This is a genomic window from Ensifer sp. SSB1 (assembly GCF_016652895.1).
Taxonomy (GTDB): domain Bacteria; phylum Pseudomonadota; class Alphaproteobacteria; order Rhizobiales; family Rhizobiaceae; genus Ensifer.
Genome location: NZ_JAEPRP010000178.1, coordinates 1 through 15,085, shown reverse-complemented (window position 1 = coordinate 15,085; position 15,085 = coordinate 1). Strand labels below are relative to the sequence as shown.

Here is a 15,085-nt window from a genome sequence, read left to right as displayed (position 1 = left end):
TCAGCCCAGTAAGCGTTCGGGTCGGAAGCCCAGATACCAGCGATCTGGAAGACGCCCGGGCCGAGGTCAGCCGAGAGCAGAGCGCGGATCGCGCCTTCTTCGAATTCGGTGTCGTAGCCGCCGAGCAGGTCGAAGGAAACGCCGCCGACCGAAGCCGAAACGATACCCTGAACGCCAACGCCGTTCGGCTTGGTCGACCAGCCTTCGAGTTCGTCGATAGCGATACCAGCCTGGAACGAACCGCCGTCATAGAGGTAGGCGATCGAGTTGAACTCGGTGACGTTGCCGATCGAGTCGGTTTCGCCGTTCAGACCCTTATCCCACCAGCTGTAGAAGAAGCCGGCCTTGAGGCCACCGAGCTGGATGTAGGCTTCGTCGACGTCGATGAGGCTGTCACCGATGTCGGTGTCGTTGTCGGCGTTGAACTCAGCAGCGAAGAAGCCGGTGAGCGTGCCGTACTCGGTGTCGCTCTTGGCGTCGAACGAGATGTAAGCGCGCGAGAAGGCATCCCAGTCAGACGTGCCGGCGTTGCCCCAACCCTGAAGACGGTTGACAGCATTTTCACCGAAGTTGGTCTGGAAACGGATGAAGCCGCCGATCTTGAGGCAGGTTTCAGTGCCCGGGATGTAGAAGTAGCCAGTGCCGAAAGCGTCGCAAACGCGAACGTATTCCATGGGCTCCGGCTCGGCTGCGACGATTGCGTCTGCTGCCTGTGCGCCGGAAACTGCTGCGAGAGCAGCAGCGGAGCCGAGAAGAAGGCTCTTGATGTTCATTTCTGACCTCCAGTCAAAAGTTTCAAACGGGTCTGGGTATTTTGCTGAAGGACAGCTTTCCCTGCCCCATCCCCAACGTTCAAGAAGTCGGACGATCAACCGCCCTTGCTTCCGGAGTTGAAAATACAAGACCGGATCATCGGCGCAACGTCCAACTAACGAGATCGCGTGCTTTGCGTCGCCCTTCGCCGAACCCTGTTGCTGAAACGACACAAAATCGCCGCAGACCCCAGAAGAAAATTAACAAAGCATTAAGAAAACCCTTTGACGGCAGGGGTTTAGCCTAGGAGGACTACCCATCGGCTGTTCCAGAAAGAGGCAGAAAGCTGCCCAAAATGGGGGAAAGCGCGGCCACAAACGGCAAGTTCGCCTCGACAGCAAGCGGCTAAAACAGCATTCGCTCCAAGAAATGAGAACGGGATTCTAGCGCAGCGAGAATCGCGGCCACCGCGGCGAGAACAGAGCGTCCATTAACGAACCAAACCTACAGAGAGCCTGAGCAACGATCGATGCCTTAGCGAGCGAGAGAGTGAGGTGGGTGCGATGGCGCGGACGTCAACGATCCGACTGCGAACCCGTCGGCGATGAGCCAAGGCAATAGACGCCTGCCGAACGCTCAGGATTTTGCAAACACCATTTGCGAGATTTTCAGGAGCCTCTAACCGACTGGCTCCAACGCTCAGCGCGCTGCTTCAGTCCGCTACCAAGTTGGCGAGGCCACGACGCTGCCCAGAAGAAGAGGTCCCGCGTGCCACCAACAACCCGCCCGGCGCTATGCCGGCCACCCAACCCTTGGGATCAAGAAGATATTCGTGTTTTCGGATCTCGCAAGGGAATGGCGGAGAAGAAGGGATTCGAACCCTCGATACCGTTTCCGGTATACTCCCTTAGCAGGGGAGCGCCTTCGACCACTCGGCCACCTCTCCGTTAGCGCCTGACTAGTGTCACTCAGCGGCCAATGCAAGATTTTTTTGTCGGTTTCCGGCAATTCCTCTCATTTTCATGTGGGTCCTGCCGGCAGGAAGCGAAGGTGTGGGCGAAGCAACAAGCTATTCCCGCAGAAAAGCGGGGGACATGGGCACCCTTTCGAGATTTGCCGTCTACCGATTCTCACACCTGGTGAGAACGAACCCAAGTCCGCGCGTCTTTATCGCGAACGCTAGGATTTGCGCGCGAGACGCTCGATCGCCTGCTGCGTGGCGGCGCCGAAGTCACCATCAATCGGTCCGCCATAATAGCCGCGATCCCTAAGCAGGACCTGCATTTCCTTGCGGAACGCCGGCGTGAAATTGTTGGGCTGCGTCCTCACCTCTTCCAGCTTGGCCGGGTCGCCGCCCTCAATGCTCGCTGCCGCCCAGCGAACCGCCTCCTTCGCATCCGCTTTTGTACCGAGGCCGAAATCATAAAGGCGGCTCAGATTGCCCATGGCATAGGCGCTGCCGGCATTCGCGGCCATCTCATACCAGGTGCGGGCCTGCATATAGTCCTGCGAGACACCATTGCCGATGTCATAGAACCAACCGAGCAAGGCCATGGAATAGGAGTCGCCCATATTGGCCGCCTTCTCGTACCAGACCTTTGCCTCGCCGTAGTTCTGCTCCGCCCCCAATCCGTTCTGATAGGCCCAGCCGAGCGAAGACATGGCATTGGTATCGCCGCTTTCGGCCGCCTTCTTGTACCAGGAAAGCGATTGCGCCAGATCCTTGGGCAGTCCGAGCCCCTCCCGATAGAACCAGCCCATCGTCGCCATGGCATTGGCATAGCCCTGGTTGGCCGCCAGCTCGTACCACCGGGCGGCCTCGGCATAATCCTGCGCGATGCCGCCATAGCCCTCACGATAGAGCCAGCCGAGCGACGCCTGGCCGTAAGCATTGCCGCCCTTGGCCGCCTGCTCGAACATGCGCTTGCCCTGGTCGACGTCCACCGGGCCATCGGTTCCATAGATCGAGAACCAGGCGAGATTCGTCAGCGCATACATGTTGCCGCCATCGGCGGCCTTGCGGTAATTGCTCCGCGCGTCGACATAATTGCGGCCGGCATCCTGGGCCCGACCCAGCATGTTGACGAGCATCATGTCGTCCGGGTTCTCATTGACGGCCTGGGCACAGGCAGTCAACGCCCGCTCGGAATCAAGCTTCAGGAAATTGACCCCGAGGAAACCCGGCATCGATTGCGGCTCGCCCGCGAGCAGATAGCAGTCCCGCGAGGCCTGCGTGTCCTTGCCGGTCAGCGAGACATTGAGACCCTTTTGCGGCTCGAGCGCCGCGATCTGCTGCTCGGCCTCCGCCTTATACCTGCTGTCGGGGTAGCGCTCGATGAAACGTGTCAGGGCGGCTGCGTCGGTCGATTGTTTGAGCGCATCCCAGGCGATTTCGTCGGGCGTCACGCTCGACGTCTGCTCGGCCTCGGTCAGCAGCTTCAGCTTCTTCTCGGCAAGCATCTTGTAGACCGGATCGGAACCGTGCTTCGCGAGGAACGCCGCGATCAGATCCTTGTCCGCAAGATCGCGAATGTTCTGCCAGTCGGCAGCCGCCTCCGATTGGCTGTTGGGCGAAAGCTGGCCACCATTGTTGGTGATGTTGATGTTCACCTCTTTGATATTGAGGAAGATCTGCGCACCGCCGAGCGAGCCATAAACGAACGGCTCCTGGCCGCGATTGGTCGCCGAGACCACTTCATCGCGCACCTTGCCGAGGGCAATACGGACATCGACCCCCGGTTCGGTAAGATATTTGGCAAGCGCCATGGCGAATGGACTGTTCTTGCCCTCGCCGTCGAGCGCAACCGTGCCGGCCTTGGAAGCAAAGGCGACAAGCAGGTCGGCCGATTCAGGCTCGACACGCGCCAGCCCGCGTGAGACCGCCCTGGTCGAGATCGAGCGGGTCATGCTCTGTTCGAAGGGATTGTTGCGGCAGGCGTCGAGAATGACGAGCTTGAGCTTGGTCGCTCCTTCGAGCGAACGCTGAACGCGGTCGAGCCCGATCGCCTCGTCTTCCACATCCTTGTCCGTCTTCAGTTGCACGTCGACGGGAAGCAGAAAATTCTCGCCATTCATCTCCATGCCATGGCCGGAATAATAGACGATCGCGACTTCGGCGCCGGTCGCTAGATCTTCGAAGTCGCGCAGCGCCTTCACCATGTCCTGGCGGCTGACATCGTGCACGGTCGTGACGGAATCGAAGCCTGCCTCCTCGAAAGAGACCTTCATCAGTTCCACGTCATTGGCCGGATTGTTCAGCGGCGACGTCGCTTCATATTTCTCGTTGCCGATCAACAGTGCGACGCGCTTGGCAGCCCATGCATCGGACACCGACACAAACAACGCCATACAAAGAATAGAGAGCGGCAGCCAATGCCGCGAATGCCCCGTGAACATGCCATTCCCTCCGGCACCGACCATCGTTCTTCGCCTTGCCCGGCTTGCAAACGACGGACGACGCCCTCGCCCATCTGCCCTCGGAATCACCACATCGGGCGCCCCGGTCATGCCTGACGAAAGTATTACGTATGAGATGTGGGCTTTCAATGTACGCACGCGTCATAATTTGCCCGCCACGCGCCTGGACGGCGCAAGGTCGAAGCAAGTCGATGTGCTTAGCTCAAACACGATAGCGGCACCGTCGTCGATTCTTTCGATGACAGCGCTGCGGGAGTTACGAAAGGCATCGGTCTCGGAGCTTGCCATGTCCATGAAGATGCATGTCGCGGAAGGAAAGCCGGGCCAGCTTGCGACGACCCATCAGCACTATTTTATCGAGCGCCCCTGTCGCATCCTGGTCATCGGCCAGCAGTTGAAAGCGAAAACCAAGTATCAATGCCTGCTGCGCCATATCTCGGTTGCCGGCGCGATGCTCGATTTCAATGCTGCGATCCTGCTGCCGAAACATTTCTTTCTGGAGATCGAAGGTTTCAAGGAGGAAATCGGCTGTTCTCAGGTTCACCGGGAAGGCACCGAACTCGGGGTGCGTTTCAACATGCTGCTCTCGCCCGATTTCTTGCGGCGCCTCATTCGGATCCAGTTTTCCAGTGGCGGGCTCTGACTTTCGATGCAAAACGAGCGACATTAGATTTTTAGTGATCGATTTCAGGGGATTGCAAGTTTCTGCTGCCAAGCTGATTCTAGTAACGGTGGAAATTGCCCACCGAAACGATGTGGGACAAATGAATTGTCCGGGGTCGAAGGATGCGCTCAGAAACTCAGCGCGCCGACTGATCCGGCACTGGCGGAGAACGACGCATGCAGAACCAGACAATGTATTCGTGCGTCCCCTCGCCTTTCTACGAGCGACGCTATGAGCGATTCTCCATCGGGCACGCGGGCACGCTGACAGCGGTGCAGCCGGGTCTCGCAAATGTTTCCGTACGCCCCTGCCGGATGATCGACATCTCGCGCGGCGGTGCCAGCTTTGCGGTCGATACCAATATCGGCCTGCCACAACACTATTATCTGCATATCGTCGGCACTTCGCTGAGAATCGGCTGCGCCGAGGTCTATCGCAACGGCGAGCGCATCGGCGTCCAGTTCATCAAGCCGATCGAGCAGACCTTGCTGCGCGAGATCATCCGGCAAGAATTCTTCACCGGCCAGGTGAAGAATGCAAAGCCGCGGCGGTAAGGTCACCGATCAGGGCAAAACGGCACCAAGGAATTCGAGCAGTTTTCTCGCGGGAATGATTCCGATTTGCGGCGGCATGCGCTAAGTTCCCCGGACTTTGTTCGAACGGGGCTCATTCTTCAGCATGTCCGCTTTCTCTCGCTTCACGCCGCTCATCCAATCCCTTCCCTCCACCATTCCGTTTGTCGGCCCCGAGGCTATTGAACGGCAGCGGGGGCGAGCCATCGCAGCGCGTATAGGCGCCAACGAAAGCGGGTTCGGTCCAGCCGCAAGTGTCCTGGCGGCTATCAATGAAGCGGCAGGCGGAACGTGGAAATATGCCGATCCGGAAAACCACGACCTGAAGCAGGCAATTTCGGCTCATCTCGGCACCACGCCAGCCAATATCGCGATCGGTGAAGGCATCGATGGATTGCTCGGCCAGATCGTCCGCATGGTGATCGAGCCTGGCATGCCGGTCGTCACGTCACTCGGCGCCTATCCGACCTTCAACTATCACGTCGTCGGTCACGGTGGTCGGCTGGTGACGGTGCCCTATACCGGCGACCGGGAGGATCTCGGCGGGTTGCTGGACGCCGTGAAGCGAGAAAATGCGCCGCTCGTCTATTTCGCCAATCCCGATAATCCGATGGGAAGCTGGTGGCCGGCCGAGCGCATCGTCGAATTCGCCCAGGCTTTGCCCGAGACAACCCTCTTTATCCTTGACGAGGCCTATTGCGAGACGGCACCGGCCGATTCGCTGCCGGCCATCGATGCCTTGATCGACAGGCCGAACGTCGTGCGTACGCGCACCTTCTCGAAGGCTTACGGTCTTGCCGGTTCGCGCGTCGGTTATGTCGTGAGCACGCCGGGCACGGCGCAGGCCTTCGACAAGATCCGCAACCATTTCGGCATGAACCGGATCGGTGTCGCGGCAGCGATCGCCGCGCTTGCGGACCAGAATTACTTAAAGGAAGTGACTAGGAAGATCGCAGCATCCCGCGAGCGCATTGCGACGATTGCAGTGGAAAACGGCCTGACACCGCTCGCCTCCGCCACCAATTTCGTAGCGGTCGACGGCGGCCGCGATACGGTCCATGCGCGTGCAATCGTTGATACCCTGATGAGCGACCATGGCATCTTCATCCGGATGCCGGGCGTGGCGCCCCTGAACCGCTGCATCCGCATCAGCACGGGACCGGAAGTGGAGATGGACCTGCTTGAGGCCGCCCTGCCCGAGGTTCTGAAAAAGCTGGCCTGATCCAGCTTCAGATCCCGGTCGTTCGGCCGGCGGCCGTTCGGCGGCCGCCTCATTCGTTCAGTGAACGGTCATCCATTCGCGAGCGGCGCGCAGCGCTGCTGCAAGGTCTGCCTTGCTCATCGTCATCGCCAGATCGGCACGCAGGTCAACGGCGCGGTCGCAGCCCTTGATCGCAGCGATGTTCAGCCACTTGTGGGCGGCGACGAGATCGACCGGGCGGCCGTGGCCCGTTGCATAGGCGAGGCCCATTTCACAGAAGATTTCCGCCTGGTTGTCACCACCCATCGCGGCATCCGAAGCAATCTGCATATCAAAGCGTGCCATTGTCTTGTCCCTGTTTTGCCTGGTTGGTTTTCCCGAAGCGGCCCGCCCGTTTCGGGCGAGCCATGCTCCAGATCAGCACTTGTTTTGGTCCCTGTTCGACCTTGCCTCTTTGCGGGCCTTTCCGAAGCGCACCATCTTTTTGCGGCGTCGTCTTCGGTGGTTTGTCGGAGCGTTTTTGTCCGCTCGTCTTATGGCTCCAATATGCAGCAGGGCTTTCAATGCGCGCTTAAAATGCATGCTTAATTTGCGACAAACAAAGTTCAAACGCTTGGTAAACTTGAGTTTTTGTTAAACATCGGAAGTCCGAGAATCCGGCGCATTCGCTTCAAAATTTACGAAAAATTCAACTGCCGATTTCAACCAAACGCTAACCACGAAAAGATCGACGGTGGCGGAGGCACCAAGATTTCCTGGTTTTCGACCGGCTTGAAACGACCATCAAAAAGCATCGGAAGCCGCCGCAGGGCTTGTTTACCTTTACGTGCGCGTAAGCTATCGTCCGCGCGGCGGTGAGGAGCCTGCCTTTGCACACGAGGACATCTCAAGAGCAGCCGACGGAGCGGACCACGTCGGCGGTCTCGATCTGGAGGACTGGAATGTTACGTACCTTGCTCATGACCGCGACACTCGCCCTTGGCATTGCCGGGACGGCTGCAGCGGCAGAATCGATCGTCGGCAACTGGAAGACGGCAAGCGGAGCGACCGCGGAGATTGCCCCTTGTGGCGCCGCCTTCTGCGTGACGCTGAAGACCGGCAAGCATGCCGGCAAGCGCATCGGCAATCTTTCCGGCACCGATGGCAGCTATTCGGGCGAAATTACCGATCCCGATACCGACAAGACCTATAGCGGTTCGGGCTCCGTCGACGGCAATTCGCTGAAGATGAAGGGCTGCGTCCTGAAAGTGCTCTGCAAGTCGCAGACCTGGACGCGCCTCTAGGCGCCGCGCGGTACTAGACGCATTGACTTATCGAAAGGGCGGCCATCGGCCGCCCTTTCGCATGCGCAGTCCGTGGCTTAGTCACTGCGTCCCATCGCTATGCCCGGCGTTCTTGCCCCTTCGCGCATTGCGGCACTTAGGCCAATCGCACCCCATCGCGGCGTTCGGCATCACCCGGATCGAGCGGCAGCACGCTCAAATGCAACCGAAGATGAACGCCAGATGAACGGACATCTCAGCATCAATTCAGTTTGGGTATGCGAAAACACACTCAATCGATTTGAACCTGCCTCCAAACAACGGACAGAACCATGGATATCCTTGCTCGGCGCCTCACCATCATCAGCCTTCTGATGGTCGTTTTCGCTGTAACTCTCGCCGCTGCTGTCAGCGCGGACACCGAACGTCGCCGCAGCAACACCTATCTTGGCTCGCTGACGGATTGCACCGCACATACGGCGCAATACTGCCAGGCCAAGCTCTAACGCGGAACGGACCGGGCTCGCCCTGCTCCACCGCCAAGTGAAACCGATCACCTCGTGATCTGATGGAGAAACGAACATGCTGGCCGCTCTTTCGACATCCGCGTTTCTCTCGCTGCGTGTGCTTGCACTGGCCGGCCTGCTGATGGCACCGGTTGGGGCGCTTGCCTACTCGAAGGCCAACGGCGCCGGCATCGGCAAGCAGGGCGCCGGCCTTGTCCTCTTCGTCACCCTGCAGCGCCAGTCGATGACGTGACGCAGGTGTCACCCGATCGGATTTCATGAAAAGGGGCGATCGCGCCCCTTTTGTCTTTCCGGCTTGCACTTGATGCCGCTTTCCTGTCCTCTCGCAACTGCCGCGCCACGCGTCTTTTAAGATGCGCTACGGTCGCTGCCGCACTTTGAGTTGTTGCACGGTTTTCCGATCAAAGGACACCTGCAGCAGGATTTGCCACAACAAGCCCTGTCAGACCGATGCCCACCTATCTCGTCTATACACTTGCCGCCCTTGCCGAAATTGCCGGCTGCTTTGCCTTCTGGGCCTGGCTGAAGCTCGGCAAGTCCATCCTCTGGCTCGTCCCCGGCATGGTATCGCTCGCGCTTTTTGCCTGGCTCCTGACCCTGATCGACAGTCCGGCTGCGGGCCGAGCCTATGCTGCCTATGGCGGCGTCTATATCGCCGCCTCGCTGCTTTGGCTCTGGCTGGCAGAGGGTGTCAGACCCGACCGATGGGATCTCGCTGGCATGACTATCGCGCTCCTTGGCAGCGCCATCATCCTTGCCAGCCCCCGTTGAACCCATCGAAAGGCTGATCGCGACGCGGTTGTGCACGCAGATATCTTGTCGTTTGCTTGTCAGAAGCTGCAGCCTATAATGCGACATGAACAAGCGAATCTCTTCACACTCCGTCCTTTCCGTCGCAACGCCTGAGCCTTTCGAGCCGCAGTACTTCGACGATCCTGCGGCTGCTGTCGATTGCCTCGAGGCGCTTTACGAGCGCAACACCCGGTTCCTCTGCGAGGCTTTTGAGGGGCTTGGAAAAACCGACGATCCGCTCACACGCTATCGCGCCTGCTATCCGCAGGTCAGCATCGAGACGAGCAGCTTCGGCCATGTCGATTCCCGCCTGTCCTACGGCTATGTCAGCGCACCCGGTGTCTATACGACCACGATCACCCGGCCGAAGCTCTTCCGGCATTATCTGAAGGAGCAGCTCGGCCACCTGATGCGCAACCACGGCCTCGGAGTCACGGTCTCGGAATCGGCGACCCCGATCCCCTTGCATTTTGCCTTTGGCGAGAGCGCCTATGTGGAGGCCTCGGCAGCGAACACCATCGACATTCCACTGCGCGATCTGTTCGATGCGCCTGACCTGACGACGACCGACGACGAGATCGCCAACGGTTCTTATGAGCCGGGTCCCGGCGAGCCCTCGCCGCTCGCGCCCTTCACGGCCCAGCGTATCGACTATTCGCTGGCGCGGCTCAGCCACTACACGGCAACCAGCGCCACGCACTTCCAGAACTTCGTGCTCTTCACGAACTACCAGTTCTATATCGACGAGTTCTGCGCCTGGGCCCGCCGGCAGATGGCCGAAGGCGGCAACGGCTACACGGCCTTCGTCGAGCCCGGCAACATCATCACGCCCGCCGGCGCCGACAAGCCTGAGACCGACTTTACGCTCGCACGGCTGCCGCAGATGCCCGCCTATCACCTGAAGAAGAAGGGGCACGGCGGCATCACCATGGTCAATATCGGCGTCGGCCCGTCCAATGCCAAGACGATCACCGACCATATCGCCGTTTTGCGCCCGCATGTCTGGCTGATGCTCGGTCACTGCGCCGGTCTTCGCAACAGCCAGCGTCTTGGCGATTACGTGCTCGCGCATGCCTATATGCGCGAGGATCATGTTCTCGACGACGACCTCCCGGTCTGGATTCCCTTGCCGGCGCTCGCCGAAGTGCAGGTGGCGCTCCAGGATGCCGTTGCCGAGGTTACCGGCTACCGCGATTACGATCTCAAGCAGATCATGCGCACCGGCACCGTCGCGACGATCGACAACCGCAATTGGGAACTTCGCGACCAGCGCGGCCCGGTCAAACGCCTGTCGCAGGCGCGTGCCATAGCACTCGACATGGAATCGGCGACGATCGCCGCCAACGGCTTCCGCTTCCGCGTGCCCTATGGAACCTTGCTCTGCGTATCGGACAAGCCGCTGCATGGCGAATTGAAATTGCCGGGCATGGCGACCGCTTTCTACAAGACGCAGGTCAGCCAGCATCTAAAGATCGGTATCCTGGCATTGCAGAAACTTGCGGCGATGCCACCGGAGAAGCTGCATTCCCGCAAGCTCAGAAGCTTCTACGAGACTTCGTTCCAGTAAGAGCTAGCGCCGTCTCCCGAGCGCCATCGACAACATCGTGCCCGCCACCGCGGACACGATGATCAGAAGGTGCGCGTTGACGCCGGCGGCCGCGAGTTGCTCCAGCCCGGCGCGATCGGCATGAGCGCCGAAGGATACGGCCCCGGCCGCGATCGCGGCGGGATAGGTACCGACGCCGGCGGGCGCATGCATCGGCAGCACCGATGAAAGCTCGCCGCCGAGGGCGCCGCCGAAACAGGCGGCCAGCGGCGCAACGCCCATGAAGGCCAGCACCCAGGCAAGAACGATGACCTTGACCGCCCAGTTGAGGACGGTCATGCCCCAGGCGCGCAGGAACGCGACGATGTTGGCGGGAACGCCCGCCTCCAACTCGTCGACGATGGCATCGAGCTTTGTCGGCAACAGCCGGCGCGCCAGCGCGATCACTTGATCCTTCAAAAGAAAGAAGAGAAGCGGCGAGACGAACGCGGCAAGCCACGCGACCCAAAGGACGGCTGACCCACGCCCGATGACAAGGCCGACGGCGGCGACAACGAGAAGCGCGTGCAAGTCGAGCAGACGCATCACCAGGAGAGCGGACGTTCCGCGCGCGAGCGGCACGGAAAACTCCGAGCGCATCAGGAGCGGGAAGCTCGTCTCGCCGGCGCGAAACGGCAGCATGATGTTCAGGAGATTGTGAACCTGGGTGACGCGAAATAGCGGCAGGAAGCGGCCAGCGGTTTCTTTCGGGAAGTAATCATAGATGCGGTAGCAACGAATGAAATAGGTCGCGACGAGCAGCACCAGCGCCGAGACTGCCGAACCGAAGCCGATCTCCGACCATTGCTTCAACAGCGCCGGCCATCCCCAGAACCATTCGACAAAGGCCGCGTAGGTCGCAATGGCAGCTGCCGAAAGCAATGTCATCCGGTTGCGGGCGAGCCAGGATCGCCGGTCGGACTCGCAATCCGAAATCATCAGGTCTCGATTTCCCGTGTTGACACGCAAGATTGAACGTTGGTTATCACCGATAACTGTGCAAGAAAACGATTATGTAGCCCAATCCAAATCTTGCGGCACCGCAAGCGCCGCCGCATGTACGAGCTGTTTCCATGTACTCCATCGAACTATCCGTCGTCATTCCCGTGTTCAACGAGGAGGACAGCATCCAGCCTCTGATCACGCGGGTCCGCGATTCGCTGGCGAACTTTCCCTCTCCTTGGGAACTGATCCTCGTTGACGACGGCAGTACCGACCGAACGCTTGTAAATGCGAGGAAGGCGCTTTCCGACCCCGGCCTCGACCTCAAGATCGTCGAACTGCAGAAGAACTTCGGGCAAACCGCGGCGATGCAGGCCGGCATCGACGCTGCTGCCGGGCGCCTGATCGCCACGCTCGACGGCGACCTGCAGAACGATCCGGCTGACATCCCCGAAATGGTCAAGGCGATCGAGGAGCGCCAGCTCGACCTGCTCGTCGGCTGGCGAAAGAACCGGCAGGACGGCCTCCTGCTCCGGAAGATCCCGTCCTGGTGCGCCAACCGCCTGATTGGAAAGATCACCGGCGTCAGGCTGCACGACTATGGCTGCAGCCTGAAGGTCTACCGGACCTCCGTCATCAAGCAGGTGAAGCTGATGGGGGAAATGCACCGCTTCATCCCCGCCTGGGTCGCCGGCGTGGTGCCGAGCAGCCGCATCGGCGAGATGCCCGTTACCCATCACGCGCGCCAGCATGGCCAGTCCAAATATGGGATCTCCAGAACCTTCCGCGTGATTCTCGATCTGCTGTCGGTGCTGTTCTTCATGCGGTACAAGGCGCGCCCGGGGCACTTCTTCGGCTGATCCTGGTCTATCTCGGCTTCGACAAGTTCATCCTCGGCAACGACATCGGAACGCGACCGCTGCTGATCGTCGGCGTCATGCTGTTCCTCTCGTCCGTCCAGCTCATCACTACGGGCATCCTCGCGGAAATGATGGCGCGAACCTATTTCCGCGACGACGATACCACCAACTACATCGTGCGGCAGATCTTTGCCCGGGACCCGAACGATGCTTGACGTCGTCAATCGTCGGCCAAACATCACCGTTGCGCTGATTGCCGGTTACTTCCTGCTCTGTATCGGTTTGCGCCTCGCCGTTTCCACATCGCTCGAGATCGACGAGTCGGAACAAGCCTTCGTCTCGCAGTTCCTGATGCTCGGCTATGGCTCGCAGCCCCCGTTCTATAACTGGCTGCAATACGGGCTCACCTCGCTCTTCGGGCCGTCGCTCGCGACGATGACGGTGCTCAAGAACGGGCTCCTGTTTCTCTGTTGTCTCTTCTACGGCCTCGCGGCACGCGAGGTCCTCAACGATCGGCGCCTGACAGCCATCGCAACGGTCGGGGTCCTGACCTTTCCGCCGATCTTCCTGCTCGCGCAGCGCGACCTTTCGCATACGGTCGCGGCGCTATTTGCCGTGTCGCTGTTCCTTTACGCCTTCATCCGGACGATGACGCGGCCAAGTCTGTTCGCCTATATCCTGACGGGCGTGGCGGTCGGCATCGGCGTCATCTCGAAGTACAACTTCGCACTCGTCCCAACCGCCGCGATTATTGCGATCCTGCCCGAGCCGAAGCTGCGCGCACGGCTCTTCGACTGGCGCATCCTGGTTGCCATCGCCGTCTGCACGCTGATTGCGCTGCCGCACGGCTACTGGATTCTCGAAAATCTCGGTGCTGCCTCGCGCAATACCCTCCATGAAATGGGGACGGCGCAACAGACGAGCTACCTGACGAAGGCGCTCAAAGGGGTCGTCGCCCTGGTCGCCGCCTCGCTTCGTGGCGCCGCCATTCCGCTGGTCGTCTTTGCTCTCGTCTTTCGCAAGGACCTGCCGGCCATCTGGCGCGCCGAAAGCCCCTGGACACGCGTCATCGGGCGCATGCTGCTTTTGTGCCTCGGTGCCGTGCTGCTGATCATGCTGGCCGTCGGCGCCACGCACATGCGGGAGAAATGGCTGGTTCTCTTTCTCGTGCTGCTGCCGCTTTACCTTACCCTCAAGGTCGAGGCTTCCGGCGTCGACACTGCGCGCAGCGTTCGCCCCTTCCTGCTCATCGTCGCCTTCATCGTCGTCACCACATTGGTGGTGGTCTCCGCTCGTGCGGTTGTTCGCCCCTGGTTCGGCAAGCTGTCGCGGCTGAGCATCCCCTACAGCACCCTTGTCGATACCGTCGTGAAACAGGAGGGAGCCGAGCCGGTGATGGTCATCGCCTCGGACAAGCTGCTTGGGGGCAATGTGCGCACGCGTCTGCACGGCGCCAAGGTTTTCGTGGCTGGAAACAGCAGTTCTCCGATCGAGCATCTGACCGGACCGCTCCTCGTGGTCTGGAGCGACAACGGAAAGCTCGATGCTCAACCACCTGAAGGGCTTCTCGACATCTTGAAGTCGCTCGGCGTGGCTGAGGAGGCGATGAAGCCGCAGCAACTCGCCCTGCCCTATCTCAACGGCAATCTGCCGGATCGCTACGGCTTCGGCTACTTCTGGATCGCCGACCCTTCCCGATGAGTGGACGACCCGTCGCGTTGGATGGGCGCGCCGTCGCGGTCGGCGCCGACGAGCAATTTGAGTTCACCGGGGTGAATACGAAGCGCGACGTCACGGCCCATCGGCAGGAGTTCCCCGTCGATGACGCAGTTGATCTTACGCTCCACCTTGGGAAAATGCAGATCGAGCGCATGACCGCTCATGGTGGTAATCAGCGGGCTATCGCGAAATTTACCGCGCATGACATCGAAGGCGAGCTTGGCGACGCCCGGCGGACTCAGGGGCGGAGCGGTATAGAAGCCGAGATGGCCGGCCGTAACATCATCGGCATACATCAGCGTGTCGCGCCCGAACGGGTTGTTGGAGACGGAAACCGCTGAAACATGGCGGCTTTCCTTGTGTCCGTCGACGTCGAACTCGATCTCGAAATCAGGCGGATTGAGAATCACGCCAACGGCGGCACGCGTGCTGGCGGCGATCTTGCCCGCCCTCGAACGAAAGCTGAAGGACTCGCGGTAGCGCACCATGCGGGCATGCAGGCCCATCGAAAACTGGTGCACGAAGGCTCGGCCATCGGCGCTGCCGATATCGCCGTCGATGATCACTCCGTTTGCCAGCACTTCCGGCACCTTCCAGATATCGAGCGGCAGCTTCAGCGTGCGGGCGAAAAGGTTCATCGTCCCGGCGGGAACGACGCCAAGCGGCATGTGGTTCTTCCAGGCGACCCCGGCAGCCGCAGAAATCGTACCGTCGCCACCGCCGGCAAGGATCGCATCGAGATCGTCGCGGCGGCATGTGCGCTCCAGCGTCTCGCGCCTTTCATTTCCGGA

General features: G+C 60.3%; 14 protein-coding genes, 1 tRNA gene and 1 pseudogene. 10 read left to right on the top strand and 6 right to left on the bottom strand.

Going from position 1 to position 15,085, the window contains the following annotated elements:
• From I8N66_RS30640 to I8N66_RS30630, 3 genes are all read right to left on the bottom strand, one after another.
• Positions 1-773, bottom strand: a 773-nt coding sequence (locus I8N66_RS30640; RefSeq protein WP_291162187.1) for a porin, incomplete at its 3' end; no start/stop codon positions are given.
• A gap of 836 nt (positions 774-1,609) precedes the next feature.
• Positions 1,610-1,699: transfer RNA gene (locus I8N66_RS30635), tRNA-Ser, on the bottom strand.
• A 233-nt stretch (positions 1,700-1,932) separates the two neighbouring features.
• Positions 1,933-4,083: a caspase family protein gene (locus I8N66_RS30630; protein WP_162768992.1), complete on the bottom strand. Its 2,151-nt coding sequence runs from the start codon at positions 4,081-4,083 to the stop codon at positions 1,933-1,935.
• Between the two features lie 175 nt (positions 4,084-4,258).
• Between I8N66_RS30630 and I8N66_RS30625 the strand changes: the two genes are divergently transcribed.
• From I8N66_RS30625 to I8N66_RS30615, 3 genes are all read left to right on the top strand, one after another.
• Positions 4,259-4,813, top strand: coding sequence for a hypothetical protein (locus I8N66_RS30625; protein WP_291162184.1), 555 nt, complete (start codon positions 4,259-4,261; stop codon positions 4,811-4,813).
• Between the two features lie 197 nt (positions 4,814-5,010).
• Positions 5,011-5,388 carry a PilZ domain-containing protein gene (locus I8N66_RS30620; protein WP_113541524.1) on the top strand — a complete coding sequence of 126 codons (378 nt, stop codon included), beginning with the start codon at positions 5,011-5,013 and terminating at the stop codon, positions 5,386-5,388.
• A gap of 124 nt (positions 5,389-5,512) precedes the next feature.
• Positions 5,513-6,628 carry a pyridoxal phosphate-dependent aminotransferase gene (locus I8N66_RS30615; RefSeq protein ID WP_291162181.1) on the top strand — a complete coding sequence of 372 codons (1,116 nt, stop codon included), beginning with the start codon at positions 5,513-5,515 and terminating at the stop codon, positions 6,626-6,628.
• Positions 6,629-6,685: 57 nt separating this feature from the next.
• On the opposite strand, the gene I8N66_RS30610 is transcribed toward I8N66_RS30615, so the two are convergent.
• The gene (locus tag I8N66_RS30610; protein WP_057252835.1) at positions 6,686-6,952 is read right to left on the bottom strand and encodes a sel1 repeat family protein; all 267 of its coding nucleotides are present in this window, start codon (positions 6,950-6,952) and stop codon (positions 6,686-6,688) included.
• A gap of 596 nt (positions 6,953-7,548) precedes the next feature.
• On the opposite strand from I8N66_RS30610, the gene I8N66_RS30605 reads away from it, so the two are divergent.
• From I8N66_RS30605 to I8N66_RS30585, 5 genes are all read left to right on the top strand, one after another.
• Positions 7,549-7,890: a DUF2147 domain-containing protein gene (locus I8N66_RS30605; protein WP_291162177.1), complete on the top strand. Its 342-nt coding sequence runs from the start codon at positions 7,549-7,551 to the stop codon at positions 7,888-7,890.
• A gap of 311 nt (positions 7,891-8,201) precedes the next feature.
• On the top strand, positions 8,202-8,375 hold the full coding sequence (locus I8N66_RS30600) for a hypothetical protein (protein WP_034804185.1): 174 nt from the start codon (positions 8,202-8,204) through the stop codon (positions 8,373-8,375).
• 76 nt (positions 8,376-8,451) lie between these two features.
• Positions 8,452-8,628: a hypothetical protein gene (locus I8N66_RS30595; protein ID WP_162261310.1), complete on the top strand. Its 177-nt coding sequence runs from the start codon at positions 8,452-8,454 to the stop codon at positions 8,626-8,628.
• Positions 8,629-8,846: 218 nt separating this feature from the next.
• Positions 8,847-9,167, top strand: a complete 321-nt coding sequence (locus I8N66_RS30590; protein ID WP_223726801.1) for a YnfA family protein — start codon at positions 8,847-8,849, stop codon at positions 9,165-9,167.
• Positions 9,168-9,252: 85 nt separating this feature from the next.
• The gene (locus I8N66_RS30585) at positions 9,253-10,755 is read left to right on the top strand and encodes an AMP nucleosidase (protein ID WP_291162164.1); all 1,503 of its coding nucleotides are present in this window, start codon (positions 9,253-9,255) and stop codon (positions 10,753-10,755) included.
• 3 nt (positions 10,756-10,758) lie between these two features.
• On the opposite strand, the gene I8N66_RS30580 is transcribed toward I8N66_RS30585, so the two are convergent.
• Positions 10,759-11,712 carry a lysylphosphatidylglycerol synthase domain-containing protein gene (locus I8N66_RS30580; RefSeq protein WP_291162161.1) on the bottom strand — a complete coding sequence of 318 codons (954 nt, stop codon included), beginning with the start codon at positions 11,710-11,712 and terminating at the stop codon, positions 10,759-10,761.
• Between the two features lie 134 nt (positions 11,713-11,846).
• On the opposite strand from I8N66_RS30580, the pseudogene I8N66_RS30575 reads away from it, so the two are divergent.
• Both I8N66_RS30575 and I8N66_RS30570 read left to right on the top strand, forming a co-directional pair.
• Positions 11,847-12,790 (top strand): annotated as a pseudogene (locus I8N66_RS30575) (glycosyltransferase family 2 protein).
• Entirely contained in the window at positions 12,783-14,276 is a 1,494-nt protein-coding gene (locus I8N66_RS30570) for a glycosyltransferase family 39 protein (protein WP_291162158.1), read from the top strand. Before I8N66_RS30575 ends, I8N66_RS30570 begins: the two are co-directional and overlap by 8 nt.
• On the opposite strand, the gene I8N66_RS30565 is transcribed toward I8N66_RS30570, so the two are convergent.
• A partial coding sequence (locus tag I8N66_RS30565) for a diacylglycerol kinase family lipid kinase (protein ID WP_291162155.1) occupies positions 14,246-15,085 on the bottom strand: 840 nt, incomplete at its 5' end. The two genes, I8N66_RS30570 and I8N66_RS30565, sit on opposite strands and share 31 nt — an antisense overlap.

Coding starts and splice junctions, on each gene's coding strand:
- I8N66_RS30625 (WP_291162184.1), top strand. CDS start 4,259: ATGCCTGACGAAAGTATTACGTATGAGATGTGGGCTTTCAATGTACGC.
- I8N66_RS30620 (WP_113541524.1), top strand. CDS start 5,011: ATGCAGAACCAGACAATGTATTCGTGCGTCCCCTCGCCTTTCTACGAG.
- I8N66_RS30615 (WP_291162181.1), top strand. CDS start 5,513: ATGTCCGCTTTCTCTCGCTTCACGCCGCTCATCCAATCCCTTCCCTCC.
- I8N66_RS30610 (WP_057252835.1), bottom strand. CDS start 6,952: ATGGCACGCTTTGATATGCAGATTGCTTCGGATGCCGCGATGGGTGGT.
- I8N66_RS30605 (WP_291162177.1), top strand. CDS start 7,549: ATGTTACGTACCTTGCTCATGACCGCGACACTCGCCCTTGGCATTGCC.
- I8N66_RS30600 (WP_034804185.1), top strand. CDS start 8,202: ATGGATATCCTTGCTCGGCGCCTCACCATCATCAGCCTTCTGATGGTC.
- I8N66_RS30595 (WP_162261310.1), top strand. CDS start 8,452: ATGCTGGCCGCTCTTTCGACATCCGCGTTTCTCTCGCTGCGTGTGCTT.
- I8N66_RS30590 (WP_223726801.1), top strand. CDS start 8,847: ATGCCCACCTATCTCGTCTATACACTTGCCGCCCTTGCCGAAATTGCC.
- I8N66_RS30585 (WP_291162164.1), top strand. CDS start 9,253: ATGAACAAGCGAATCTCTTCACACTCCGTCCTTTCCGTCGCAACGCCT.
- I8N66_RS30580 (WP_291162161.1), bottom strand. CDS start 11,712: ATGATTTCGGATTGCGAGTCCGACCGGCGATCCTGGCTCGCCCGCAAC.
- I8N66_RS30570 (WP_291162158.1), top strand. CDS start 12,783: ATGCTTGACGTCGTCAATCGTCGGCCAAACATCACCGTTGCGCTGATT.